Source organism: Arthrobacter sp. SLBN-112, assembly GCF_006715225.1.
GTDB lineage: Bacteria > Actinomycetota > Actinomycetes > Actinomycetales > Micrococcaceae > Arthrobacter.
The window spans coordinates 3,795,867-3,818,460 of record NZ_VFMU01000001.1 but is presented as its reverse complement, the minus strand read 5'-3'; the positions used below and the strand labels follow the sequence as shown (position 1 = coordinate 3,818,460).

General features: G+C 64.9%; 24 protein-coding genes. 20 read left to right on the top strand and 4 right to left on the bottom strand.

Features of this window, described 5'->3' with window-relative positions; genetic code table 11:
- Nucleotides 1-121 precede the first annotated feature (121 nt).
- The 4 genes from prfA to FBY33_RS17555 are packed head-to-tail and all read left to right on the top strand — an operon-like array spanning nt 122 to nt 3,675.
- Nucleotides 122-1,195, top strand: a complete 1,074-nt coding sequence (gene prfA / locus FBY33_RS17570; protein WP_142031635.1) for a peptide chain release factor 1 — start codon at nt 122-124, stop codon at nt 1,193-1,195.
- 13 nt (nt 1,196-1,208) lie between these two features.
- On the top strand, nt 1,209-2,108 hold the full coding sequence (prmC, locus tag FBY33_RS17565) for a peptide chain release factor N(5)-glutamine methyltransferase (RefSeq protein WP_142031634.1): 900 nt from the start codon (nt 1,209-1,211) through the stop codon (nt 2,106-2,108).
- Nucleotides 2,105-2,917, top strand: a complete 813-nt coding sequence (locus tag FBY33_RS17560) for an L-threonylcarbamoyladenylate synthase (RefSeq protein WP_142031633.1) — start codon at nt 2,105-2,107, stop codon at nt 2,915-2,917. Before prmC ends, FBY33_RS17560 begins: the two co-directional genes overlap by 4 nt.
- On the top strand, nt 2,917-3,675 hold the full coding sequence (locus FBY33_RS17555; RefSeq protein WP_142031632.1) for a WecB/TagA/CpsF family glycosyltransferase: 759 nt from the start codon (nt 2,917-2,919) through the stop codon (nt 3,673-3,675). The genes FBY33_RS17560 and FBY33_RS17555 overlap by 1 nt, the downstream gene beginning before the upstream one ends.
- A gap of 52 nt (nt 3,676-3,727) precedes the next feature.
- Here the strand turns inward: FBY33_RS17555 and FBY33_RS17550 are convergent, their stop codons facing one another.
- A complete protein-coding gene (locus tag FBY33_RS17550; RefSeq protein ID WP_142031631.1) occupies nt 3,728-4,624 on the bottom strand; it encodes a glycosyltransferase in 897 nt (298 codons plus the stop codon).
- A 286-nt stretch (nt 4,625-4,910) separates the two neighbouring features.
- On the opposite strand from FBY33_RS17550, the gene FBY33_RS17545 reads away from it, so the two are divergent.
- The 14 genes from FBY33_RS17545 to FBY33_RS17480 all read left to right on the top strand — a co-directional run bounded on the left by FBY33_RS17545 (nt 4,911) and on the right by FBY33_RS17480 (nt 18,451).
- Complete coding sequence (locus FBY33_RS17545; protein WP_142031630.1) at nt 4,911-6,023, top strand: MraY family glycosyltransferase; 1,113 nt, start codon at nt 4,911-4,913, stop codon at nt 6,021-6,023.
- Between the two features lie 111 nt (nt 6,024-6,134).
- On the top strand, nt 6,135-6,605 hold the full coding sequence (locus tag FBY33_RS17540) for a hypothetical protein (protein WP_142031629.1): 471 nt from the start codon (nt 6,135-6,137) through the stop codon (nt 6,603-6,605).
- 4 nt (nt 6,606-6,609) lie between these two features.
- Nucleotides 6,610-6,948, top strand: coding sequence for an AtpZ/AtpI family protein (locus FBY33_RS17535; RefSeq protein ID WP_142031628.1), 339 nt, complete (start codon nt 6,610-6,612; stop codon nt 6,946-6,948).
- A gap of 81 nt (nt 6,949-7,029) precedes the next feature.
- The gene (gene atpB, locus FBY33_RS17530) at nt 7,030-7,830 is read left to right on the top strand and encodes a F0F1 ATP synthase subunit A (RefSeq protein ID WP_142031627.1); all 801 of its coding nucleotides are present in this window, start codon (nt 7,030-7,032) and stop codon (nt 7,828-7,830) included.
- 107 nt (nt 7,831-7,937) lie between these two features.
- Nucleotides 7,938-8,141 carry an ATP synthase F0 subunit C gene (gene atpE, locus FBY33_RS17525; RefSeq protein ID WP_009356484.1) on the top strand — a complete coding sequence of 68 codons (204 nt, stop codon included), beginning with the start codon at nt 7,938-7,940 and terminating at the stop codon, nt 8,139-8,141.
- Between the two features lie 51 nt (nt 8,142-8,192).
- Nucleotides 8,193-8,744, top strand: a complete 552-nt coding sequence (locus FBY33_RS17520; RefSeq protein ID WP_056335084.1) for a F0F1 ATP synthase subunit B — start codon at nt 8,193-8,195, stop codon at nt 8,742-8,744.
- Nucleotides 8,744-9,571: a F0F1 ATP synthase subunit delta gene (locus tag FBY33_RS17515; protein ID WP_142031626.1), complete on the top strand. Its 828-nt coding sequence runs from the start codon at nt 8,744-8,746 to the stop codon at nt 9,569-9,571. The genes FBY33_RS17520 and FBY33_RS17515 overlap by 1 nt, the downstream gene beginning before the upstream one ends.
- A gap of 77 nt (nt 9,572-9,648) precedes the next feature.
- Nucleotides 9,649-11,286 (top strand): F0F1 ATP synthase subunit alpha, encoded by a 1,638-nt coding sequence (gene atpA, locus FBY33_RS17510; protein WP_142031625.1) that lies wholly within the window; start codon nt 9,649-9,651, stop codon nt 11,284-11,286.
- 72 nt (nt 11,287-11,358) lie between these two features.
- The gene (locus FBY33_RS17505; protein ID WP_142031624.1) at nt 11,359-12,249 is read left to right on the top strand and encodes a F0F1 ATP synthase subunit gamma; all 891 of its coding nucleotides are present in this window, start codon (nt 11,359-11,361) and stop codon (nt 12,247-12,249) included.
- An 82-nt stretch (nt 12,250-12,331) separates the two neighbouring features.
- Nucleotides 12,332-13,786: a F0F1 ATP synthase subunit beta gene (atpD, locus tag FBY33_RS17500; protein WP_056335096.1), complete on the top strand. Its 1,455-nt coding sequence runs from the start codon at nt 12,332-12,334 to the stop codon at nt 13,784-13,786.
- A gap of 1 nt (nt 13,787) precedes the next feature.
- On the top strand, nt 13,788-14,072 hold the full coding sequence (locus FBY33_RS17495) for a F0F1 ATP synthase subunit epsilon (protein ID WP_056335099.1): 285 nt from the start codon (nt 13,788-13,790) through the stop codon (nt 14,070-14,072).
- Between the two features lie 10 nt (nt 14,073-14,082).
- The gene (locus tag FBY33_RS17490; protein WP_142031623.1) at nt 14,083-14,514 is read left to right on the top strand and encodes a DUF2550 domain-containing protein; all 432 of its coding nucleotides are present in this window, start codon (nt 14,083-14,085) and stop codon (nt 14,512-14,514) included.
- Nucleotides 14,515-14,519: 5 nt separating this feature from the next.
- Nucleotides 14,520-15,848 (top strand): alpha/beta hydrolase, encoded by a 1,329-nt coding sequence (locus tag FBY33_RS17485; RefSeq protein ID WP_142031622.1) that lies wholly within the window; start codon nt 14,520-14,522, stop codon nt 15,846-15,848.
- Nucleotides 15,849-15,880: 32 nt separating this feature from the next.
- Nucleotides 15,881-18,451 (top strand): phosphatidylglycerol lysyltransferase domain-containing protein, encoded by a 2,571-nt coding sequence (locus FBY33_RS17480; protein WP_142033010.1) that lies wholly within the window; start codon nt 15,881-15,883, stop codon nt 18,449-18,451.
- A gap of 157 nt (nt 18,452-18,608) precedes the next feature.
- Here the strand turns inward: FBY33_RS17480 and FBY33_RS17475 are convergent, their stop codons facing one another.
- Nucleotides 18,609-18,812: a cold-shock protein gene (locus tag FBY33_RS17475; RefSeq protein ID WP_011692441.1), complete on the bottom strand. Its 204-nt coding sequence runs from the start codon at nt 18,810-18,812 to the stop codon at nt 18,609-18,611.
- A gap of 306 nt (nt 18,813-19,118) precedes the next feature.
- The gene (nucS, locus tag FBY33_RS17470; RefSeq protein WP_142031621.1) at nt 19,119-19,814 is read right to left on the bottom strand and encodes an endonuclease NucS; all 696 of its coding nucleotides are present in this window, start codon (nt 19,812-19,814) and stop codon (nt 19,119-19,121) included.
- A 119-nt stretch (nt 19,815-19,933) separates the two neighbouring features.
- Here nucS and FBY33_RS17465 point away from each other — a divergent pair, with 119 nt between their 5' ends.
- Complete coding sequence (locus FBY33_RS17465) at nt 19,934-20,287, top strand: ATP/GTP-binding protein (RefSeq protein WP_142031620.1); 354 nt, start codon at nt 19,934-19,936, stop codon at nt 20,285-20,287.
- A gap of 78 nt (nt 20,288-20,365) precedes the next feature.
- The gene (locus FBY33_RS17460; protein WP_142031619.1) at nt 20,366-21,163 is read left to right on the top strand and encodes an alpha/beta hydrolase; all 798 of its coding nucleotides are present in this window, start codon (nt 20,366-20,368) and stop codon (nt 21,161-21,163) included.
- Here FBY33_RS17460 and FBY33_RS17455 read toward each other — a convergent pair.
- Nucleotides 21,160-22,479 carry an AI-2E family transporter gene (locus FBY33_RS17455; RefSeq protein WP_142031618.1) on the bottom strand — a complete coding sequence of 440 codons (1,320 nt, stop codon included), beginning with the start codon at nt 22,477-22,479 and terminating at the stop codon, nt 21,160-21,162. The genes FBY33_RS17460 and FBY33_RS17455 overlap by 4 nt on opposite strands.
- Nucleotides 22,480-22,594: the final 115 nt, after the last annotated feature.

Sequence of the window (22,594 nt, the reverse complement as noted above, 5' to 3'; positions counted from 1 at the left end):
AACGCTCCGACAGGCCCGATGCCACTCCCTGGCCGGCAAAAATATGCGACGACGGCCGTACGTCACCTGCCGCTGTGGGCGTCACTAGACTGTTTCCCAGCGCGTCGAAAGGTTTTGAAAAATGTTTGAGTCCGTACAGGGCCTGCTTGATGAGCATGATGCTATCCAGGCGCAGCTGGGGGATCCTGCTGTTTATGCTGACCAGCGGCTTGCCCGGAAGCTGGGGCGGCGGTCGGCTCAGCTTAATGGCATTGTTGAGGCCTACCACAAGTGGGAAGGCATCCGGGACGACCTTGCTGCTGCCAAGGAAATGGCCTCGGAGGATCCTGAGTTCGCTGCCGAGGTGCCTGAACTCCAAGCCGCTCTGGAGATTGCCGCCGCCAAGCTCCGCCGCCTGCTGATTCCCCGCGATCCTGACGATGCCCGCAACGTGATCCTCGAGGTCAAGGGCGGTGAAGGCGGCGACGAGGCTGCCCTGTTCGCCGGCGATTTGCTGCGCATGTACACCCGGTACGCGGAGTCCCGCGGCTGGAAGACCGAAATCATTTCTGCCACCGAGTCCGACCTTGGCGGGTACAAGGATGTCCAAGTGGCCGTCAAGGGCAACTCGAATGACCCCGCCGAGGGTGTGTACGCCCGGCTTAAGTTCGAAGGCGGCGTGCACCGCGTCCAGCGCGTCCCGGTTACGGAATCCCAGGGCCGTATCCACACCTCCGCCGCCGGCGTGCTGGTCCTGCCGGAAGTTGATGAGCCCGAGGAGCTGGAAATCAGCCCGAACGACCTCAAGATCGACGTCTACCGCTCCTCCGGCCCCGGCGGACAGTCCGTTAACACCACAGACTCCGCCGTCCGCATCACGCACCTTCCCACCGGCATCGTGGTGGCCATGCAGAACGAGAAATCCCAGCTGCAGAACCGCGAGGCCGGCATGCGCGTCCTGCGCGCCCGCATCCTGGCGCACCAGCAGGAGCAGATCGACGCCGAGAACTCCGCCCAGCGCAAGTCGCAGATCCGCACCATGGACCGCTCGGAGCGCATCCGGACCTACAACTACCCGGAAAACCGGATCGCCGACCACCGGACCGGCTACAAGGCCTACAACCTTGACCAGGTGATGAACGGGGACCTGGAACCGGTGATCCAGTCCGCCATCGAGATGGATGAGCAGGCGCGGCTGGACGCCATCGGCGACTGACCGGGAGCTTCGCATGACTGAGCCCACCCGTGGGGAGCCTGCACGGTCGCTGGCCGCGGCGGTCCGCGAGGCCGCGGCAATACTGGCCGAGGCAGGTGTCCCCAGTCCCCGTGTGGACGCGGAGCTGCTGGCGGACCATCTCCTCAACGTCGGGCTGGGTCGCCTCCGCTCCCTGATGCTGGGCGATACGCCGGCGCCCGAAGGCTACGAAGCCCTCGTGGCCGAGCGTGCGCGCCGCATCCCGCTGCAGCACATCACCGGGGTGGCGCACTTCCGCTACCTTGAACTGGCCGTGGGGCCCGGGGTGTTCATCCCGCGTCCGGAGACCGAATCAGTGGTCCAGCTGGCCATCGACCACGTCAGGGACCTGCCCCACCCCCGGATCGTGGACCTCGGGACGGGCTCCGGTGCCATCGCCGGTTCCCTTGCCCATGAAGTGCCGGGCGCCGAGGTGCATGCCGTCGAGTTCAGCCCGTTTGCGCACGCATGGGCTGCGAAAAACCTGGCCCCGCTGGGCGTCAACCTTGTCCTGGGGGACCTGCGTGACGCCTTTCCGGAACTCAACGGGACGGTCGACGTCGTGGTTTCCAACCCGCCGTACATCCCTGCCGAAGCCATCCCCAACGAACCCGAAGTAGCCCTGCATGATCCCCCGGAGGCCTTGTACGGCGGGGGAGCGGACGGCATGGAGCTTCCGACGGCGGCGGCCGCCTCCGCTGCCCGGCTGCTGCGTCCCGGGGGCTACTTCGTCATGGAACACGCGGAAGTCCAGTCCGGTTGGATCGCCGCAATGCTTGCCAGGACGGGATCCTGGACAGCCATCACGACGCACCTGGACCTCAACGGCAAGGAGCGCGCCACCAGCGCCCTGCTCGCGGACCAGGCCCTACGGAATGAAAGAATGGGCCAGTGACCACAACTTATGACTGCACCACTGACGACGAACGGGCACGGGGACTGGAACATGCCCAGCGTGCCATCAGCGAGAAGAAGTGCGTCGTGCTCCCCACGGACACCGTTTACGGCATCGGCGCGGATGCGTTCTCCCCGCAGGCCGTCACCATGCTGCTGGTATCCAAGGGACGCAGCCGCACCATGCCCCCGCCCGTCCTGATTCCGCGCATTAACGCCCTGGACGGCCTGGCCACCGAGGTGTCCGCCGAGGCCCGCAAACTGGCGGAGGCCTTTTGGCCCGGCGGCCTGACCCTGATCCTGCACGCCCAGCCGTCGCTGGACTGGGACCTCGGCGAAACCAAAGGCACCGTGGCGCTCCGGATGCCCGCCGACGAGGTGGCCCTGGAACTGCTGACCCTGACGGGACCGCTGGCCGTCTCCTCGGCCAACCGCACAGGCCAGGCTCCAGCCCAGACGGCCGCAGCGGCACGGGAACAGCTGGCTGACTCGGTGGAGGTGTACCTGGAGGGCGGGCCGCGCCCGCTGGAGGGTGAAGCCGGCGTCCCGTCCACCATCGTTGACGCCACCGGCCCCATCCTGCGCGTGGTGCGCAACGGGGCAGTGAGCCTGGACCGGTTGCGCGAGCACGTCCCGGGCGTCCTGGGCCTGGGCGAAATCCCCATGGCCGAGGAGGAACCGGCCCCGGAGCAAGGTGCAATTGGGGACGAAGAGAACGACGCCGGGTCCTTGCCCGCCGCTTCCGGCTCGTCAGCGGTGACGGGCACAGAAGCAGAACCCACCACTCCTGCCGGGAACGCACAGCCTTGATGGCGCTTGACCGCCAGCAAATTCCCGTCCTGGACGTCCATGCCACTCCACTGCGGGTTTCCGAGCTGGTTGCAGAACTGAGCAGCTATATTGCGGAAGGTTCCACGCGCACAGTGCTGGGCCACAACCTGCACAGCGTCACGCTTGCCTTGTCCAATGACGGCTTCCGCCGCCTCTACGAGGAAAGCGATGTGGTGCTCCTGGACGGGGCGCCGGTGCTGTGGCTGTGGGGGAGGACCGGCAATGCCGACGGCCCCGTCATGGACTACCGGCTGGGCTCCACCGACTGGCTGCCGGCCCTGGACCAGGTCCGGGGGCTTGACCGGATTGCGGTGATCGGCGCGGGGCCGGAAGCGAACGCCGGGGCTGTGCGCCGGCTGGCGGCAATCGTTCCGGGCGCCCACGTATCAGGCTTTCCGGGGGAAGGCTGGGGTCCTGCCCTGGAGGAAGCGGCCGTTGCCTGGCTGCACCGCGAACAGCCGCAGTTGGTTCTGCTTGGCCTGGGCATGCCCCTGCAGGAGGAAGTGCTGCAGCGCCGGCTGGGTGACATGCCGCCGGCTGTGTACTGTGCCGTGGGTGGGGCGATCGAACAGTTGGCCGGGGTCCAGAAGCTTGCGCCCCGGTGGCTCGGCAGGATGGGGCTGGAGTGGGCCTGGCGCCTGCTCCTGCATCCGCGCCGTGTCGCCTACCGCGTGCTGGGTGAGCCATGGGTCCTGCTGTGGCTCCTGGCAGCACGCCGGCTGAAGGCCAAAGCCTGAACAGGCAGCGCAGGGCCGAACCTGGACGCCGGCAGGGCTGAAGCAGGGCCGGCTAGAACTTCTGGTCTTCCAGCGGGGCAAAGCCCTTGCCCCGCAGGCCGGTGCCGAATGCACGCGCCCAGCCCAGGAAGCCCGGCAGGTCGCGGCGCTGCAGGAAGTAGCCCAGGTAGCCGCCGACGTCGGCCACGAAAGAGCGCACCCGGAAGTACCGGCGGATCAGGTAGCCGCGGTTCCGGTAGTAGTAATAGCGCTTGAAGGCGGAGTCGGGGACGATGACATGCCATCGGGCGCCGTAGACATGCTGCGTTTCCGAGAAGGCGTGCGGGTGGGTGATGGAAGTGGTGGTCACGGTCCCGAAGCGGATCCCCGCCTGGCGGAGGCGGATGGTGAAATCCACCTCGTCTCCGCGGATAAACAGCCGCATGTCCGGCAAACCGACCTTGAAGAACACGTCTGAACGGATCAGCGCGCCGTTGAAGAAGTGGCCGTCGTCCGGGAGGAAGCCGAGCTTCTCCACCTCAGCGCGGTCGTGCGTGACCTTGCCGTCAAGACGGAAGAAAAAGGACAGCCGGTTGGGATCGCCGGGGGCCGTGACCAGTGGGACCACGGCCTCGAGGTCGCGTGCCTCGGCCTCGCGCAGCAGCGTGGCGAGGCATTCGGGATCAGCCGGCTCGGCGTCGTCGTCCATCATCCAGATCCAGCGCGCACCGCTGGCCACTGCCTTGAGGGCGGCCAGCGCAAACCCGCCTGCGCCGCCAAGGTTGGCTTCGGAGCGGACGTAGTCGACGTTGCCGTGTTTTTCGGCTACGCCGCGCGCAGGTGCTGTACCGCTGTCCACCAGGCAAATCGTGTCAACGTGCAGGCTCTGCGCGTTGATCGAATCCAGCAGAACGGACAGTTCCTTGGGCCGGTCGAACGTCACCGCGGCAACCGCAATGCGGGGGGTCATGGGGGTCCTTTCAGCATGGCCGCCAGGGAGTTCCCCGCCTGATGTGCGCCCGTGTGGCGCGGAGCCATGGTGCCGGTGGCACTAGTATCTTTGACTAGAGTCCACTGTAATACAGCCCTGTAAGGCGCTGCGCGTAAGTCTGTGCGCACTGCCTGCTGCGCGCTCGGCGACGGAGAAGTTTCATTTATCGAAGAACAGATTCCCGGCCAGTGAGCCCACCCACCACGGACCGGCTGCCCACGCAGCCGAGCGGCTTCGACACCACTCCTGAAACGGCTCCAGTCCCATGATCATGTACCTGCTGATGGGGCTCACGGCTGCCGTCGTCTCCTATGCAGCCACCTGGGGTGCCCGCATCGTGGGGCACCGGCTGGAACTGCACCTGCCCATCCGCAGCCGGGATATGCATTCCACCCCCGTTTCAAGGCTTGGCGGCGTGGCAATCTTCCTCGGCGTCCTGGTGGCACTGGTTGTGGCCAGCCAGTCCTTTTTCGTCAGGGACATCTACCGGAACAATTTCTCGCCCTGGGGCGTCCTGGCCGGCGCTGCCGTGATCGTCCTGGTAGGCGTGGCGGACGACCTCCTGGACATCCGGTGGTGGGTGAAGCTGATCGGGCAAAGTGCCGCCGGACTGACAGTGGCCATCTGGGGTGTCCAGATGACCATCGTCCCCTGGGTGCCCGAACCCATCTATCTCCAGGACGGGATGCTCCGCGTGGTGCTGACGGCGGGGCTGATCGTCACCACCATGAATGCCTTCAATTTCATTGACGGACTGGACGGCCTGGCCGCAGGCGTGGCCATCATCGGCGGTACCGCCTTCTTCTTCACCGCCTACTGGGTGCACCGGAACGCCGTGCTGCTGGACTACTCGGACTTGGCAACCCTCATCACCGCCGTCCTGGTGGGCGGCTGCCTGGGCTTCCTGCCGCACAACTTCTTTCCCTCGAAGATCTTCATGGGCGATTCGGGGGCGATGCTGATCGGACTGCTCATGGCCTCGGCCGGTGTGGTATCCACGGGACAGATCTCCTCCGGCCTCTACGACCGTGCCAACGGTATCTCCACCGTGATTCCCATCCTGCTTCCCTTCGCCGTGCTCTTCCTGCCGCTGCTCGACCTGGGCCTTGCCGTGGTCCGCCGCACGGCCCGCGGGCGATCGCCCTGGTCTGCCGACCGCGGGCATCTGCACCATAAGCTGCTTGACATCGGCTACTCCCACAGAACCGCCGTGATCCTGATGTATCTCTGGACCGCGGTGCTTTCCTTCGGCGGCCTGGCGTTTGCCATCTTTCCCTGGCAGGTGGTTCTCACCGTCGACATCTTCGCCACACTGGTCATGGGGCTGGTGACCGCATGGCCATATCTGTCCCGGGGCAACGGGCAAACCGTGGCGTAACGCCGGTTCTGAATTATTTCTATCTCGTGTAGAATTTAGGGGCAGCCCAAGCTGCCACTCCACCCCCTGCCTCCTGGCCAGCTGCCATGTGGTGCCGACGATTGGGATCGAATGACCTCCAACGCCGAGTCCGGACCTGCCTCCGGCAACGGACACGTTGGCGCCTCCGGTCCCACCCCTTCGCTGTGGCTGGACCTGCTCAAGCGCAGCTCGATTGCTGCTGCAGCAGGACTTGCGCTTTGTGCCATTCCTGCCGGACTCCTCAATGGAGCAACCGGCGCGGCTTCCAGTTCCCTCGGGGGCCTGCTGGTCATGCTGTTCTTCGGGATCAGCCTGCTGGTTGGCCACTTCGTGGGACGCGGGAATCCTTCCGGCGCGATCGGGATGTTCGTGGCCACGTACTTCATCAAGGTAGTTGGCTTCGCCGTCGTCCTGTTCGTCATCGGCGCCCCGGAGTGGCTCCACGGACGCTGGTTCGTCATCGGCGCCGTCGTTGCGGTGGTCCTGTGGCAGGCCGCGGAGATCCACGGCTTCAGCAGGGCGCGCCTCCAGATCTACAACGATCCAGAGGGGAAGGAATAACCCTATGCGCAACACACGGAAACGCGGGCAGGCGGACCACTCCGCTCCCACCCGCGGGGTATCCGCGCCCGGAGTCGCAGGCGATAACACCGACGGCGGCTACAACGCTGGAATAGCTGTCTTCAGCTACATCGTTGGCGGAATCATCGTCTGGAGTTTGATAGGGTGGGGACTGGATTATCTGTGGGGAACGCGCTGGATTGTGCTCGCAGGCGCTCTGCTCGGAGCCGTCGGAGGTTTCTACCTTTCCCACATGCATGGCCTCACCAGTTCCCGCAAAAATGCTGATGAGCGCCATGCTCCCAGCGCACCGTCCCAGGACGGAAAAGATAGTGCCAAATAATTTCACAGGGGGAACAGCAGGCGCTCATGCTGCCGGACCCCGCCCAACGCCCAATGATGGACACTGCAGAGAGGAAACGCGTTGATCGCGCTTGCGCTCCCGGCCCAAGATTCAGGAGAGTTTACTCCTCCTGGTATTAACGAAATGCATTTGCCGGCAATCCTGCCGTGGGGTGCCGCAGAAGGATTCTCCAAGCAGATGCTGCTGGTCCTCCTCTCTGTCGCAATTATCGCTACCTTCTTCGTGCTGGCTGCACGCAAGCAGCAGCTGGTACCCGGCAAGCTCCAGTTCGCCGGCGAGGCCGCATACGGCTTCGTCCGCAACGGAATTGCCAAGGACATCATCGGCGGCAGGGACTTCATCAAGTATGTTCCCCTTCTGTTCAGCCTGTTCTTCTTCATCCTGGTCAACAACATCTACGGTGCCATCCCGGTAATCCAGCTCCCCACGTTCTCGCATGTGGGTGGAGCGTATGTGCTGGCCGGCCTGGTGTACTTCACCTGGATCGCCATCGGCGTCAAGAAGAACGGCCTGCGCTACTTCAAGCTGGCCACCGTCCCTTCGGGCGTGCCGTGGTTCATCCTGCCGATCGTGATCCCCATTGAGATCATCTCCAACTTCCTCGTCCGGCCCGTGACGCACAGCCTCCGTCTGTTCGCCACCATGCTCGCCGGCCACCTGATCGTGATGATCGCCGGATCCGGCATCGAATACCTGGTGATGCAGGAGAACGTCCTGCTGAAGGGCACCTCGGTCCTGGTCCTCGCCGGCGCCATCGCCATGTACATGCTTGAAGCCCTGATCATGGTCCTGCAGGCCTATGTCTTTACGCTGCTGACCGCGATCTACATCGAAGGCGCCCTGCACGCCGACAGCCACTAGGCACCCGCCGGCGAAGCGCAGCTTCGGGGCAACCACAGACTTCCCCTCGCGGGGATGAAGCAACCCAAACAACCTGCCACATGGGTGGCATCTTGAAAGGAAGAAAAATGGAAGGCAATCTCAACCTCGTAGGTTACGGTCTGTCCGCAATCGGCGGTGGTATCGGTGTTGGCCTCGTATTCGCTGCCTACATCAACGGCGTTGCACGCCAGCCGGAAGCACAGCGTGTCCTGCAGCCGATCGCGTTCCTTGGCCTTGCGCTGACCGAAGCCCTTGCCATCCTCGGCCTGGTCTTCGCCTTCGTTCTCTAGTCCTAGAGCGAAGCGAACTTTCAGAACCGAGTAGAAAAGGACGGGTGAAATATGAATCAGCTGATCATCTCAGCCGCCACTGAGGGCGAAGTCAACCCCCTCATGCCCAACCTCTGGGAAATGGGCGTTGTCCTCGTGGGCTTCCTCATCCTCTTGTTCATCGTGGTCAAGTTTGTTGTCCCGATGTTCGAGAAGACCTTCGCGGAGCGTGCCGAGGCCATCGAAGGCGGCATCGCCAAGGCTGAAAAGGCACAGGCTGAGGCGTCTGCTGCACTCGAAGAGTACAAGCAGCAGCTGACCGACGCCCGCACCGAAGCCAACCGCATCCGTGAGGAAGCCCGCGCCGAAGGTGCACAGATCCTCGCGGATCTCAAGGAGAAGGCTGCAGCCGAGTCTGCCCGCATCACCGCGCAGGCCCACGCACAGATCGAGTCCGAGCGCCAGGCGGCCGTTGTGTCGCTGCGCTCTGAGGTGGGCACCCTGGCCACCACCCTTGCCGGCCGCATCGTGGGCGAATCGCTCAACGACGATGAGCGCGCCGCACGGGTCGTGGACCGTTTCCTGGCAGATCTGGAGTCCCAGAACGCAGGTGCAGCTAAGTAATGGCAGGCGTATCGAGCGAATCGCTGGCAACAGCGCTGGCGGAGTTGGAAGCAAAGCTTCCGACGGCGTCGCTGCAGCTGGCAAAGGAACTCTTCGGAATTCTGGGAATGGTGGACAGCTCGGCTGGCTTGCGCCGCGCCCTGACTGACCCGTCCCGCAACGGTGACGAAAAGTCGGCGCTGGTCAGGCAGCTGGTTGGCGGGAAAGTCTCCGCTGATGCTGCAGACATCGCAGGCGGACTGGCCAGCTCACGCTGGGCAAACGCCCGTGATATCGGCGATGCACTCGAGACTCTTGCCGCAACGGTGGTCATTTCCGTTGCTGAAAACAAGTCGGCCGTTTCTGCCTCCGGAATCACTGGCCTGGAAGAGCTGGAGAACGATCTGTTTTCCTTCAACCAGGCTGTTGCCTCCAGCCATGAGGTACAACGTGCTCTGTCCGAACCACAGGCCAGCAGTGCAGCCCAGGTTGCGCTTGCCGAGAAGCTTGTACCCGCTGCCAGTGAGGAAGCCAAAGTCCTCATTGCACAGGCTGTGACCCAGCCCCGCGGCATCAAGCCCACCCGGCTTGTGCAGCGGTTCGCCGAGCTGGCAGCCAAGCGGCAGCGGCGCTGGATTGCAACGGTCAGCGTGACCCGTCCTTTGACGCAGACGCAGCTTGCCCGCCTGCAGGCCGGCCTGAATGCCCTGTACGGGCGGGAACTGAAGGTCAACGTCAACGTTGACCCGGCACTCATTGGCGGCATCCGCGTCCAGGTCGGTGACGAAGTGCTTGACGCTTCGGTTCTCACCAAGCTGGGCGAACTGCAACGCCAGCTGGCCGGCTAGCCGGACAAGCACACCAAACTGATAGAAACCCCGGTCACCGATTGCGGTGACCACAAACAGGAGAGCAGGGACTGCAGATGGCCGAATTGACCATCAACGCCGACGACGTCCGTAATGCGCTGAACGAGTTCGCGGCGTCCTACGAACCCGGAAACGCAGAGCGCGTAGAGGTCGGCCGCGTAACCACCGCTGGTGACGGCATCGCCCGTGTTGAGGGCCTTCCCTCGGTCATGGCGAACGAGCTGCTTCGTTTTGAGGACGGCACCCTGGGCCTCGCCCAGAACCTCGACGTCCGCGAAATCGGCGTCATCGTCCTCGGTGATTTCACCGGCATCGAAGAAGGCCAGGAAGTGCACCGCACCGGACAGGTTCTGTCCGTCCCCGTGGGTGACGCCTTCCTCGGCCGCGTCGTTGACCCGTTGGGCATGCCCATCGACGACCTCGGCGAGATCAAGGCCGAGACCACACGCGCCCTGGAGCTCCAGGCTCCCGGCGTGACCCAGCGCAAGTCGGTGCACGAGCCGATGCAGACCGGCCTCAAGGCGATCGACGCCATGATCCCGATCGGCCGCGGCCAGCGACAGCTCATCATTGGCGACCGCCAGACCGGTAAATCCGCCATCGCCATCGACACGATCATCAACCAGAAGGCCAACTGGGCTTCCGGCGATGTGACCAAGCAGGTCCGCTGCATCTACGTGGCCATCGGGCAGAAGGCGTCCACCATTGCCGCCATCCGCCAGACCCTCGAGGACAACGGCGCGCTGGAGTACACCACCATCGTGGCTTCTCCCGCCTCCGACCCCGCAGGTTTCAAGTACCTGGCTCCGTACGCAGGCTCGGCCATCGGCCAGCACTGGATGTACGGCGGCAAGCACGTCCTCATCGTGTTCGATGACCTGTCGAAGCAGGCCGAAGCCTACCGCGCCGTGTCGCTGCTGCTGCGCCGCCCGCCGGGACGCGAAGCCTACCCGGGCGACGTCTTCTACCTGCACTCCCGCCTGCTGGAGCGTTGTGCCAAGCTCTCCGACGAGCTCGGTGCCGGCTCCATGACGGGCCTGCCGCTGATCGAGACCAAGGCGAACGACGTGTCCGCTTACATCCCGACCAACGTCATCTCCATCACGGACGGCCAGATCTTCCTGCAGTCCGACCTCTTCAACGCCAACCAGCGCCCTGCTGTTGACGTGGGTGTTTCGGTTTCCCGCGTTGGCGGTGCCGCCCAGGTGAAGTCCATGAAGAAGGTCTCCGGTACCTTGAAGCTGGACCTGGCGCAGTACCGCGATATGCAGGCGTTCGCAATGTTCGCATCCGACCTGGACGCAGCATCCCGCCAGCAGCTGACGCGTGGCGCCCGCCTGATGGAACTGCTCAAGCAGGGCCAGTACTCGCCGTTCCCGGTCGAGGACCAGGTCGTCTCCATCTGGGCCGGCACCAACGGCTACCTGGATGACGTTCCCGTCGAGGACATCAGCCGTTTTGAAGGTGAGTTCCTGGAGCACCTGCGCCACAAGTCCTCGATCCTCACCACGCTGGCCCAGACCAACGTGCTGGACGACGACACTGTTGCAGCTCTGAAGTCCTCGATCGTCGACTTCAAAAAGGGCTTCTTCGGCCAGGGTGACAACCACCTGGTAGGCGCCGGCCACGAGGAGCATGATGCTATCTCCGAGGGCGAAGTCGACCAGGAAAAGATCGTCAAGCAGAAGCGCTAGTTCCGCATGATTCGGGTGTGCCGGGCCAACGGCCCGGCACACCCGGTCACGGAATGTTAGGAAAGGATAAGTATGGGAGCCCAGATCCGGGTCTACCGCCAGAAGATCAGCTCGACCACGTCGATGCGCAAGATCTTCAAGGCGATGGAACTGATCGCTACCTCGCGCATCGGGAAGGCCCGTGCGCGCGTAGCAGCTTCACTGCCTTACGCGAACGCGATCACGCGCGCCGTTTCTGCTGTCGCCAGCCAAAGCGAAATCGACCACCCGCTGACCACTGAACCGGAGCAGATCCGCCGTGCCGCCGTCCTGGTAATCACCTCGGACCGCGGCCTGGCCGGTTCCTACTCCGCCAGCGTCCTCAAGCAGGCGGAAGGTCTCAACGAGCTGCTCCACGCTGAAGGCAAGGAAGTCAAGACCTACCTTGTGGGCCGTAAGGCCCAGGCCTACTTCGACTTCCGGAACCGCGAGTACGCGCGGGTCTGGACCGGAGGGACGGACGCGCCAGAGTTCGCAACCGCCCGTGAGCTCCGCGAAGCGCTGCTGGCAGAATTCGCAACGGACTTCGAAGAGGGCGGCGTGGACGAAATCCACGTTGTCTACACGCGTTTCAAGTCCATGGTCACCCAGGAGCCGACGGTCATCCGCCTGCTCCCGCTTGAAGTAGTGGAAGAGCAGGCCGCGTCCGAGTCGGATCTCCTGCCGCTGTACGAGTTCGAGCCGGAAACGGAGCGTGTTCTTGGCGCCCTGCTCCCGCGCTACATCGAATCCCGTATCTTCGCAGCCATGTTGCAGGCAGCAGCTTCCGAGCTCGCCGCCCGCCAGCGGGCGATGAAGTCCGCAGGCGACAACGCGACGGACCTGATCAAGAAGTACACGCGTCTGCGCAACACGGCCCGCCAGGCCGAAATTACGCAGGAACTCTCCGAGATTGTTGCCGGTGCCGACGCCCTGGCGTCGTAGCCTCCACCGCCTCGGTTCCGCGTAACCAGCACCACCACAGATAGACTTAACCCCACGCCATCTACTGAATGAAGTGAGAGAGATGACTGCCACTGCTACCGAACACGTAGCCGCAACGTCCGGTGCAACCGGCCGTATTGCGCGCGTAATCGGCCCGGTTGTCGACGTCGAATTCCCGGCTGACGCAATCCCGTCGATCTACAACGCCCTCACCACCGAGATTACTCTCAACGGTGAAACCAAGACCATCACCTTCGAGGTTGCGCTGCACCTCGGCGACAACCTCATCCGCGCTATCTCGCTGCAGGCGACCGACGGCCTCGTCCGCGGCACCAACGTGGTGGACACCGGTGCCCCGATTTCCGTCCCGGTTGGCGACGGCGTCAAGGGCCACATATTCAACGTCCTCGGCCAGCCCCTGGACGTTGCCGAGTCGGAGCTGGAGATCAGCGAACGCTGGCCCATCCACCGCAAGGCACCGAGCTTCGCTTCGCTCGAAGGCTCCACCGAGATGCTGGAAACCGGCATCAAGGTCATCGACCTCCTCACCCCGTACATCAAGGGTGGAAAGATCGGCCTGTTCGGCGGTGCCGGCGTGGGCAAGACCGTTCTGATCCAGGAAATGATCACCCGTGTTGCACGCAACTTCGGCGGTACATCGGTCTTCGCCGGTGTGGGTGAACGTACCCGTGAAGGCAACGACCTCTGGGTTGAAATGGAAGAGGCGGGTGTCCTCAAGGACACCGCCCTTGTCTTCGGCCAGATGGACGAGCCGCCGGGAACGCGTCTGCGCGTGGCCCTGTCCGCACTGACCATGGCGGAGTACTTCCGCGATGTGCAGAACCAGGACGTGCTGCTCTTCATCGACAACATCTTCCGCTTCACCCAGGCCGGCTCCGAGGTCTCGACCCTGCTGGGCCGCATGCCTTCGGCCGTGGGCTACCAGCCCAACCTGGCGGATGAGATGGGCCTCCTGCAGGAGCGCATCACTTCCACCAAGGGCCACTCCATCACCTCGATGCAGGCCATCTACGTCCCCGCAGATGACTACACCGACCCGGCTCCGGCCACGACCTTCGCACACCTCGACGCGACCACGGAACTCTCCCGTGAAATCGCCTCCCGTGGTCTGTACCCGGCCGTTGACCCGCTGACGTCCACCTCCCGCATCCTGGATCCCCAGTACATCGGACAGGACCACTACAACACGGCAGTCCGTGTGAAGCAGATCCTGCAGAAGAACAAGGAACTCCAGGACATCATCGCCATCCTCGGTGTCGATGAACTCTCCGAAGAAGACAAGATCGTCGTGTCGCGTGCACGCCGCATCCAGCAGTTCCTCTCGCAGAACACCTACACCGCCAAGCAGTTCACCGGCGTCGAGGGCTCCACGGTTTCCATCAAGGACACCGTTGAAGGCTTCGCTGCCATCTGCGACGGCGAGCTGGACCACATCGCGGAGCAGGCGTTCTTCAACGTCGGCGGCCTCGATGACGTCGAGCGCCAGTGGGCCAAGATCCAGGAACAGACCAAGTAATATGGCTGAGCTTGAGGTTGAGATTGTCGCAGCGGACCACTTCGTGTGGTCCGGAGCGGCCAAGATGGTCAAGGCCCGCACCAGCGATGGTGAAATCGGAATCCTGCCCGGCCACTCGCCCCTGCTGGCGATCCTGGCCGAAGGTGAACTGGCCATCCAGCCGGTGTCCGGGGACCGTATTGCGGTGGATGTGGATGGCGGGTTCTTCTCCGTTGACAACAACCGCGTGGTGATCGTCGCCGACAATGCCCAGATGGGCGGCTCGGCTACCGCTGGGATCCGCTAGCACGACCTTGATGGACGCTCCGGGTATTCCGTTCATCGCACTGGCAATCGCCTTCGGATTGCTGATTATCGCACTGTGCCTTTCGGGGGTGCGCCGCTTCAACCTGCGGCGTGCCCTCGGCACGGTGGACGCCTCCATTCGCCTGGCTGGAAACAGCTGGCAAATGGGGGTTTGTCGTTATCAGGACAATGACCTGGAATGGTTCAGGCTCATCTCCTTGAGCGTCCGCCCCAAGTACACGTTCAAGCGCAGTTCACTGGAGCTGCTGGGCCGCCGGAAACCCACGGAGGCTGAGGCCGTCAAGGTCCAGCCGGATGTGGTGATCGTTGAACTCCGCTATGAGGGGCAGGACCTGCACCTGGCCATGAAGTTCGACGCCTATACGGGTCTCTCATCCTGGCTGGAAGCAGGTCCGGTGATAGGCGTGGGGACCTGGCGTTAGCCGACGTGGATTGGCTTTCAGACATCCGGCTCACGGACGGTCCACTGTATGGAACTGTCCTGGTATTGGGAATGGGCGGCGCAGCCTACCTCCTGGTGCCACCCTGGCGCGCCTCCATGACGCCGGCGCACCGGGCCACGGCATGGGCGTCCCGCATCCTCACCGCCGCGGCAGCTGCCTTTGCGCTGGTGGGTACCGTCCACTGGGCGCTCATCAATATCTTCACCACCTTCCCCGAGGACCTGCCGGACCCCGTCCTGCTGTGGCTGGTGCCCGGCGTAGCTGCTGTCTTCCTGGGCTTGCTCCGGCTGCCGCGGACCAGCTGGGGCGCACGCGGGGGAGCTATCCTCGCGGCGCTGCTGGTGGCGCTGCTCTCGGCGGTCCAAATCAACGCCTATTTCGGGCTGAACAGGACGGTCAGCGATTTGCTCGGCACGGCCCAGGCCCGGATCCCGGTCCTCGAGCAGGACCTCATGCGTCCACCGGGCCAATTTGACGGCGTACCGCTCCAGGGCTGGAAGCCGGAGGGGGAGCTGCCGGCCGGGGGCGTCGTCCGGAAGTCCGCGATCCCCGGGACCTTGTCCGGAATGAACACCCGCGACGCCTACATCTACCTTCCGCCGGCCTATTTTGCATCGAACCGACCTGCACTGCCGGTACTGGTCCTGGTGGCGGGCCAGCCGGGAGGGCCTGCGGACTGGCTAACCGGCGGAGCCCTCCGGGGCCACATGGATTCCTTTGCCGCGGCACACGGCGGGGTGTCCCCGGTGGTGGTCATCCCGGATCCCAATGGCTCGCAGTCTGCCAACACCATGTGCATGGACAGCCGCATTGCCAAAGCGGACACCTACCTCGCCCGGGACGTTCCGCAGTGGATCAGTTCCACCCTGGCGGTCGATACCAACCACAGCCACTGGGCCGTGGGCGGGTTCTCCTTTGGCGGCACCTGCGCCGTGCAGATGGGCACACGGCATCCCGACATCTACGCCGATGTGCTCGCCTTTTCCAGTGAGGCCGAGCCCGCCATTGCAAAGGAACGGCAGAAGACCATCGACGCAGCCTTCCCCGGAAACCCTGATGAATTCACCAGGCAGACTCCACTGGAGATTATGAAACACCAACGGTTTGCGTCCAGCGGCATGTACCTCACCGCAGGCCGGAACGACCCCGAGTTCGTGGCGAACCTCCACACGCTGGCCGATGCGGCGCAGGCTGCGGGCTTCACCGTGCAGGCGCACGAGGTGGAGCACACCGGCCACTCCTGGGACACCTCGTCCAAGCGGTTCGCGGATGCCCTTCAGTTCCTTGGCACCCAGTGGGGGCTGCAGTGGTGAGCATCAGGAACTCGGACCGTACCACCGCCCTGATGTGGGCCGCCGTCGGACGCCCTGCAGTCCGGCAGGCGCTGCTCACGCTGAAGTCCATGCCCTTCACCCTGGGCGTGCTTGTAACCTTCCTTGCCGCCGCGGCGCTGACCGGAAGCTTCCTCGACGGGCCGCCGGAGCAGCTCCTGGGACTGGCCTCCGTCAGCGGCCCCGGGCTGCGCGGCGGGCAGTGGTGGACACTTTTCACCAGCCTCTTCTTCGCCACCAACCCGCTCGCTTACCTTGCAGCGTCGCTGATGATCGTGCTGCTGCTGGGCCTGGCGGAGCGCAAACTTGGCCGGCGGGCCGCCGTCGGACTGTTCTTTGGCGGGCAGTTCGCGGCCGTCACGGTGTTCCTCCTGGTGACCCAGCTGGCCGGGTATGTGGGCGACGGCTGGCTGGACGCAATGGTGGATGACCGGCTCATCGGCCCCTACGCCCCGGTGCTCACCGCGGGCCTGGCGGCCAGTGCCCGGATCACGCTGCTGTGGCAGCGCCGGCTCCGCACCGCGGTGCTGTCCATTTCCCTGCTGCTGGTCCTCTATGTGGGGCACGCCGAAACCGTCATTGGCCTCATCGGTGCCCTCCTTGGCCTCCTTGCCGGCTGGTGGATCCAGGGGGACCAGGGGAGGCTTCACCGGCACCGGTCCACCGGACGGGAAACCAGGAACCTCCTGGCCCTGACCGTCGCCGTGTTTGCGGTGGGTCCCATCCTGACCGGAATCACGCGGGCGCCGACCGGCCCGCTGGCACTGCTGCGGGATGTCGTGCTAAGCCCGATGCCCACGCTGAATGAATTGATTTTCAACTGCGGTGCCACCGTTGACGCCACCTGCCTGGAAACGGGAAGGGCAGGATTCGCCGGACCCTTCGGCCTGGCGCTGGCCGTGGTCCCGGTCATCCTGCTGCTGATCTGCGCCGACGGCATGCGCCGGGGCCGCCGGCTGGCACTGAACATTGCGCTGGCCATCCAGTTGGCTGTCACTGCCCTCGCGGCGGTCTACCTTGCCTTGTTCGCCCTTGTCCCTTCGCGCCTGCAGGGCACGCACGCAACGCCCCTGTCCTCCGCCTTCGCCCATGTGCTGCCACTCGTGGGTGTCCCGCTCCTGCTGGCGGTAGTCCTGTGGCTGAACCGCCGGCAGTTCCGCGTCCAGACGCGTCCCGGCGCCCGGCGGACGCTCGGGGCTGTGATCTGCGGAACCTGGCTTGTCCTGGCCAGTTCCTATACCGTGGCCTGGTTCTGGTCCGGCGGGCTGTCCCGTGACGGCGGACTTTTGGGCCTTTTCGCCGAGTTGGCCCGGCAGTACGTCCCGGTGCCGATTCCGCAGCAGTTCCGCCGGGTCTTCCCCGAGCGCGACAGTGCCGAAGCACTGCTGTTTGCCTACTCGGGCCCGGTGTTCTGGGTCGTAGCCCTGGCTGCGGTGTGGTGGATCCTGGTGGGGCGGCACCACGGGCTCCACTTCGGACGGCAGGACCGCAGCCGTGCCCGGGAGCTGCTCCACCAGGGCGGCGGCCCCTTGTCCTGGATGGCCCTCTGGGAGCCCAACACGTACTGGTTCAGCCCGGACGGGGCAGGCGGCATGGCGTTCCAGCAGCACGGGACCGTTGCCCTGACCCTGGGCGGCGCGTTCGGTGACCGTAAGGCTGAGCAGCGGGTGACCGATGGGTTCCTCGACTACTGCCGCAGCCAGGCTCTGATACCGGCGCTGTATTCCTGTGATGACACCATGTGGCCCATGCTGAGGGAACGCGGCTTTTCCCGTGTGGCCGTCGCCCAGGAGACCCGGCTGGCGCTGAACGAGCTTGAGTTCAAGGGCAAGGAATGGCAGAACGTCAGGACCGCCCTCAACCGCGCCGCGAAGCTGGGGGTCCATGCCGTCTGGGGTTCGTACCATTCGCTGCCCGCAACGCTCCGGTCACGGCTGAGCGAAGTCTCCGAGGAATGGGCGGCCGGCAAGTCCGTTCCGGAGATGGGCTTCACGCTGGGGGGAGTGGACGAGCTCGACGACGAGGAAGTCCTGTGCTGCCTGGCCGTGGACGGCAGCGGTGCCGTCCATGGAGTGACCAGTTGGCTGCCGGTGTACGACGGCGGGCGGCTGGTGAGCAGGACGCTGGACGTCATGCGCCGGGGGAGTGAGGGATTTCCAGGGGTGATGGAATTCCTGATTGCCTCTGCCGTGCTGGAATTGCGGGGTTCGGTGGACGTCATCTCCCTGTCGGGGTCGCCGCTGGCCAGCCGGCCCGATGGCCCGCCGGAACGGGGAACAGGCGCAGAGGGCACAGGCACCGAAGGAATCGGTGGGCCCGGTGACCAAGGGCAGGAGGCTCCCGATGAGGGCGCGCAGAACCTGGTCAGGATCCTTGACCTGGTGGGCCACGCGCTTGAGCCGGTCTACGGCTTCCGCTCCCTGGCGGCCTTCAAATCCCGGTTCAAGCCGGAGTACCGCGCCCTCTACCTGTACTACCAGGACCCGCTGCACCTGCCAGCCATCGGCAGGGCGCTGACCCGGGCGTACCTGCCCGGACTTTCCCTGGCACAGGGCGCGAGGCTGGTCCGCAAACTGGTGACCTGACGCGGCATCAACAGGGAACGGCCCGGCAATCGTCAGGTCGGTTTGCCGGAAATGCAGTATTTCTGTGGCAACAATTGCGGCATAAACAAATGGTCCCCGGCAATTGTGCCGGGGACCATTTGTTTCGCTGACAGCCGCGGTGGGCGGCCGGGCGGTACTAGACCAGCGTTACGCCAGTGGCCTGGGGGCCCTTGGCACCCTGGCCGATTTCGAACTGAACGCGCTGGTTCTCGTCGAGGGTCTTGAAGCCGCCGGTCTGGATTTCGGAGTAGTGAACGAAGACATCGCCATCGGAGTCATCCGGGGTGATGAAGCCGAAGCCCTTTTCAGCGTTGAACCACTTGACGGTTCCCTGTGCCATTTATTTCTCCTCATTGTGGAACTTTTTAAGACCGGCACACCTCGTGCCGACCTTGGTCACTCCGCGAGAAGAATCCTGATTGCCTCGTCCCAAAGGGAGGTCCGGCGCTGCAGGAGCTTCGCGCTCGCAACATGTCTTGCGAGCATGAAAAACACCTACACAAAGACTGAGATAAGAATTTCATGCCCATTCCCGCAGGTCAACGGCCCGGAGGACAAAAAGGACAAAATTTGGGTAAAAATTCAGATGTCTCAGAAGCGTGCAGCCAAAGCCCGGCGATTAAATGCCTAAGCAGGAAAGGAAAACCTAGAAGAGGCGGGATTCGCTGTCGTCAACGCCGCGCATGGCGTCGTAATCCAGCGTCACGCAATCGATCCCGCGGTCGTTGGCCAGCACCTTGGCCTGCGGCTTGATCTGCTGGGCCGCGAAGATTCCGCGCACCGGTGCCAGCAGGGGGTCGCGGTTGAGCAGTTCCAGGTACCGGGTCAACTGCTCCACCCCGTCGATGTCTCCCCGGCGCTTGAGCTCGATGGCCACCGTGGCACCGTCAGCGTCCCGCGCCAGGATGTCAACGGGGCCGATGGCGGTGAAATACTCGCGCCTGATGAGCGAGTAGCCCTGGCCGAGCGTCTCGATCTGTTCAGCGAGCAGCCGCTGCAGGTCCGCTTCCACCCCGTCCTTGATCAGCCCGGGGTCCACGCCCAGGTCATGGGATGACTCAGTGATCTTCTCGTGGATGTTGATGATGAGCCGGTCATCGGTCTTGGCCGACTGCACGGTCCACTGCTCCACCACGCCAAGTTCGAGGTCCACGTCGTCCGGGGACGAAACCCGCAGCGTGGCCGGCGGGCTCATCCAGTTCAGCGGCTTGTAGGAACCGCCGTCGGAATGGACCAGCACGGAGCCGTCCGCCTTGACCAGCAGGAGCCGGGTGGCGAGGGGGAGATGGGCTTTGAGCCGGCCAACATAATCAACGGAGCAATGGGCTATGACAAGTCGCACGCCGTACAGACTACCGCGTGGGCCCGGCATGCCATGCCCGACGGCGGGAGGCCGGGTGCGCCGCAAGGGGCGGCATGGAGCGGGACGGGCGAGTGGGCGGGCTGGGGCAGAATGGATACATGCCGCGTTCCAACCGTCCCCGCCGTCCCGTTTCCGGCAAGGGTTCCGCATCCGGCAGGGGCACGGGAGGGAAAAGGAGCGGCGAGGTCCCCGAGCTGGACCTGGAACGCGCCCGGGCCGGGATTGCCCGCCGGGAAAGCGCCCCTGACGGCGAGTGGATGGTCCGGACCATGACCGCCAGGAACGCGGAGAAGACCTACATCTGCCCGGAATGCTCCACGGCCGTGCTGCCCGGCGTTGCACACCTGGTGGTCTGGAAGGATGACCACCTCTTTGGTGCGGCCGCCGGCCTGGCGGAGCGGCGGCACTGGCATACCAACTGCTGGATGACGCGCAGCTACCGGTACCGCTGACCACCCGCTGCGGGCAGCCGCCCCGCAGGCCCTGTCGTGTGACGCAGCCACGCGCCCGCTGTCGCTAAGCTGGCAGGCATGACTTTTGATCCGGCGTCGTACCAATTCACCCAGTCCGGGGGCCTTGTCCCCATCCGTGCCTCCACTGTCCTGCCTGCCCGGCGCGAGAACATCGAACTGCAGACCGAGGACGGCCACAGGCTGGTGGGCGAACTGGCGCTGCCGGAATCGGGTCCGGTCAAGGCCACGCTGATCACGCTCCATCCGCTGCCGACGCACGGCGGCTTCATGGATTCCCACGTCTACCGCAAGGCCTCCTACCGGCTGCCGGCGCTGGCGGGAATTGCGGTGCTGCGCTTCAATACGCGGGGTACCGCCTCCGACCGCGGCACAAGCAGCGGGGCGTTCGAGGAAGGGATCGGGGAGCGGCATGACGTCGAGGCGGCCGTGCGGTTCGCCGTTGAGCGGGGACTTCCCAACCGCTGGCTGGTGGGCTGGTCATTCGGGACCGAACTGGCGCTGATGTACGGCGCCCTGGAGCCGGTGGCCGGGGAGATCGAGGGCGCGGTGCTGTTGTCGCCGCCGCTGCACCGGGCCACGGACAAGCACCTGCAGCTGTGGGCGGAATCGGGCAAGCCCCTGACCGTCCTGGTGCCGGAGCATGACGACTTCCTCCAGCCTGCCGAGGCCGCCGAACGGTTCCGGCTGGTGCCGCAGGCGCGCGTGGTGGGCGTGGCCGGGGCCAAGCATCTGTGGGTGGGGGAGAAGTACGCGGGGCGGGTCCTGAACGACATCGTGGCCCTGGTCAGCCCCGACTCCGGCGCGGCCCCGCTGCCACAGGAATGGGACGGCCCGGTGGCCACTGCCGGCGCTTAGTGCTGGTCCTGCCGGACGATGTAGATCTCCCGGAGCAGCAGCAGCACGGCGGCGGCGGTGGGAATGGCGATCAGGGCACCGAGCACGCCCAGCAGGCTGCCGCCGGCAATGACGGAGATCACCGCCACCGCACCGGGCACGGCAACTGCCTTCTGCATGATGCGCGGCGAGATGAAGTAGGCCTCGAACTGCAGGTAGGCAAAGTAGCAGACCGCGTAGATGGCAGCCGCCTGCCAGCCCTCCGTAAGTGACACGAGGACCACCACGATGCCTGCGATCATGCCGCCAACCAGCGGGATGAATGCGAGCAGGACCACCACGAACGCCAGGAGCAGGGCAAACGGAATGCCCACAATGGACATCACCACGAAGGCGAACGTGGCATTGAGAAGGGCCACGCAGGCCTGGCCGATCACGTAGTTCCCCACCGACCGGGTGATTTCCTCCGAGAGGGCTGCCACCCGTTTCCGGCGGGAGCGCGGCGCCAGCCGGTAGCCCCACTTCTTCATGGCCGGCAGCGCCGCCAGGAAGTACAGGCTCAGCACCAGGACGATCAGGGTGCCGAACAGCCCGTTGGCCACGGTGGAACCGAATCCCACCACGCCGCCGAAAATACCGCCCATGGCGGCGGGATCGTTGACGAACTTGTCCAGTTCCTCGGTAATGCGGTCGCGCACGCCGAACTGGTCATCAAGGCTGCGGAAGAAGTCCGAGTCCATGAAGCTGCGCACCCAGTCCGGCGCCTGCCGCACGATCTCCGATACCTGTTCAACAATGGTGGGGATGAGCGTGGCGAAGAATCCGACGACGGCGCCCATCAGGACAGCCACGGAGACCAGGATGCCCGCGGGCCGGGGGATCCTGCGGTTCTCCAGCCAGCCCACCACGGGTTCAAGCCCCAGGGCGATGAACAGCGCCGCGACGATCCACAGCAGCAATTGCGTGGTGTGGGACCCGATCCAGTAGACCAGCAGCGCCAGTCCCACGCCCACCGTCCCCATGAAGCCCATGTACAGCGGATGCTGGGGGGACATGCGTGGACCCGGGTGGCCGAACTGGGGTTCGTCCTCGCCGCCATGGTCCGCCTCGGGCACCTGCCCGGTGTATTCGGGTGGCATTTCGAAGCGAAGCCTGGGCTGTGCCCCCGGCAGGGGCTGGCGGAGCCTGCGGACCACCTGGCCAAGGGCGGCGGTGGCGTGACCCCTGCGGTGCGCGGCTGCTGCCATGCCGAGGGGAGGCACCGGCGCAGGGACAGGGCCCTTGGCATCCCCGGATTTTCCGGCTGCCGCCGAGGACGGGTCCGTCTTGTCAGTCACTGGTCTTGGGGGCCTGTTCCGTGTGTGGCTCCGCGTTTGCGGGCGGGTGTGATGATCATCGCAAACACTATCAGCAGGCTTGTCACCGCGAGCTGAAGCCACCACCTTGGGTCCG

Excerpts from the sequence above, each read along its gene's own strand:
- prfA (WP_142031635.1), top strand. The coding sequence starts at position 122 with ATGTTTGAGTCCGTACAGGGCCTGCTTGATGAGCATGATGCTATCCAG.
- prmC (WP_142031634.1), top strand. The coding sequence starts at position 1,209 with ATGACTGAGCCCACCCGTGGGGAGCCTGCACGGTCGCTGGCCGCGGCG.
- FBY33_RS17555 (WP_142031632.1), top strand. The coding sequence starts at position 2,917 with ATGGCGCTTGACCGCCAGCAAATTCCCGTCCTGGACGTCCATGCCACT.
- FBY33_RS17550 (WP_142031631.1), bottom strand. The coding sequence starts at position 4,624 with ATGACCCCCCGCATTGCGGTTGCCGCGGTGACGTTCGACCGGCCCAAG.
- FBY33_RS17545 (WP_142031630.1), top strand. The coding sequence starts at position 4,911 with ATGATCATGTACCTGCTGATGGGGCTCACGGCTGCCGTCGTCTCCTAT.
- FBY33_RS17540 (WP_142031629.1), top strand. The coding sequence starts at position 6,135 with ATGACCTCCAACGCCGAGTCCGGACCTGCCTCCGGCAACGGACACGTT.
- FBY33_RS17535 (WP_142031628.1), top strand. The coding sequence starts at position 6,610 with ATGCGCAACACACGGAAACGCGGGCAGGCGGACCACTCCGCTCCCACC.
- atpE (WP_009356484.1), top strand. The coding sequence starts at position 7,938 with ATGGAAGGCAATCTCAACCTCGTAGGTTACGGTCTGTCCGCAATCGGC.
- FBY33_RS17520 (WP_056335084.1), top strand. The coding sequence starts at position 8,193 with ATGAATCAGCTGATCATCTCAGCCGCCACTGAGGGCGAAGTCAACCCC.
- FBY33_RS17515 (WP_142031626.1), top strand. The coding sequence starts at position 8,744 with ATGGCAGGCGTATCGAGCGAATCGCTGGCAACAGCGCTGGCGGAGTTG.
- atpA (WP_142031625.1), top strand. The coding sequence starts at position 9,649 with ATGGCCGAATTGACCATCAACGCCGACGACGTCCGTAATGCGCTGAAC.
- FBY33_RS17505 (WP_142031624.1), top strand. The coding sequence starts at position 11,359 with ATGGGAGCCCAGATCCGGGTCTACCGCCAGAAGATCAGCTCGACCACG.
- atpD (WP_056335096.1), top strand. The coding sequence starts at position 12,332 with ATGACTGCCACTGCTACCGAACACGTAGCCGCAACGTCCGGTGCAACC.
- FBY33_RS17495 (WP_056335099.1), top strand. The coding sequence starts at position 13,788 with ATGGCTGAGCTTGAGGTTGAGATTGTCGCAGCGGACCACTTCGTGTGG.
- FBY33_RS17490 (WP_142031623.1), top strand. The coding sequence starts at position 14,083 with ATGGACGCTCCGGGTATTCCGTTCATCGCACTGGCAATCGCCTTCGGA.
- FBY33_RS17480 (WP_142033010.1), top strand. The coding sequence starts at position 15,881 with ATGTGGGCCGCCGTCGGACGCCCTGCAGTCCGGCAGGCGCTGCTCACG.
- FBY33_RS17475 (WP_011692441.1), bottom strand. The coding sequence starts at position 18,812 with ATGGCACAGGGAACCGTCAAGTGGTTCAACGCTGAAAAGGGCTTCGGC.
- FBY33_RS17465 (WP_142031620.1), top strand. The coding sequence starts at position 19,934 with ATGCCGCGTTCCAACCGTCCCCGCCGTCCCGTTTCCGGCAAGGGTTCC.
- FBY33_RS17460 (WP_142031619.1), top strand. The coding sequence starts at position 20,366 with ATGACTTTTGATCCGGCGTCGTACCAATTCACCCAGTCCGGGGGCCTT.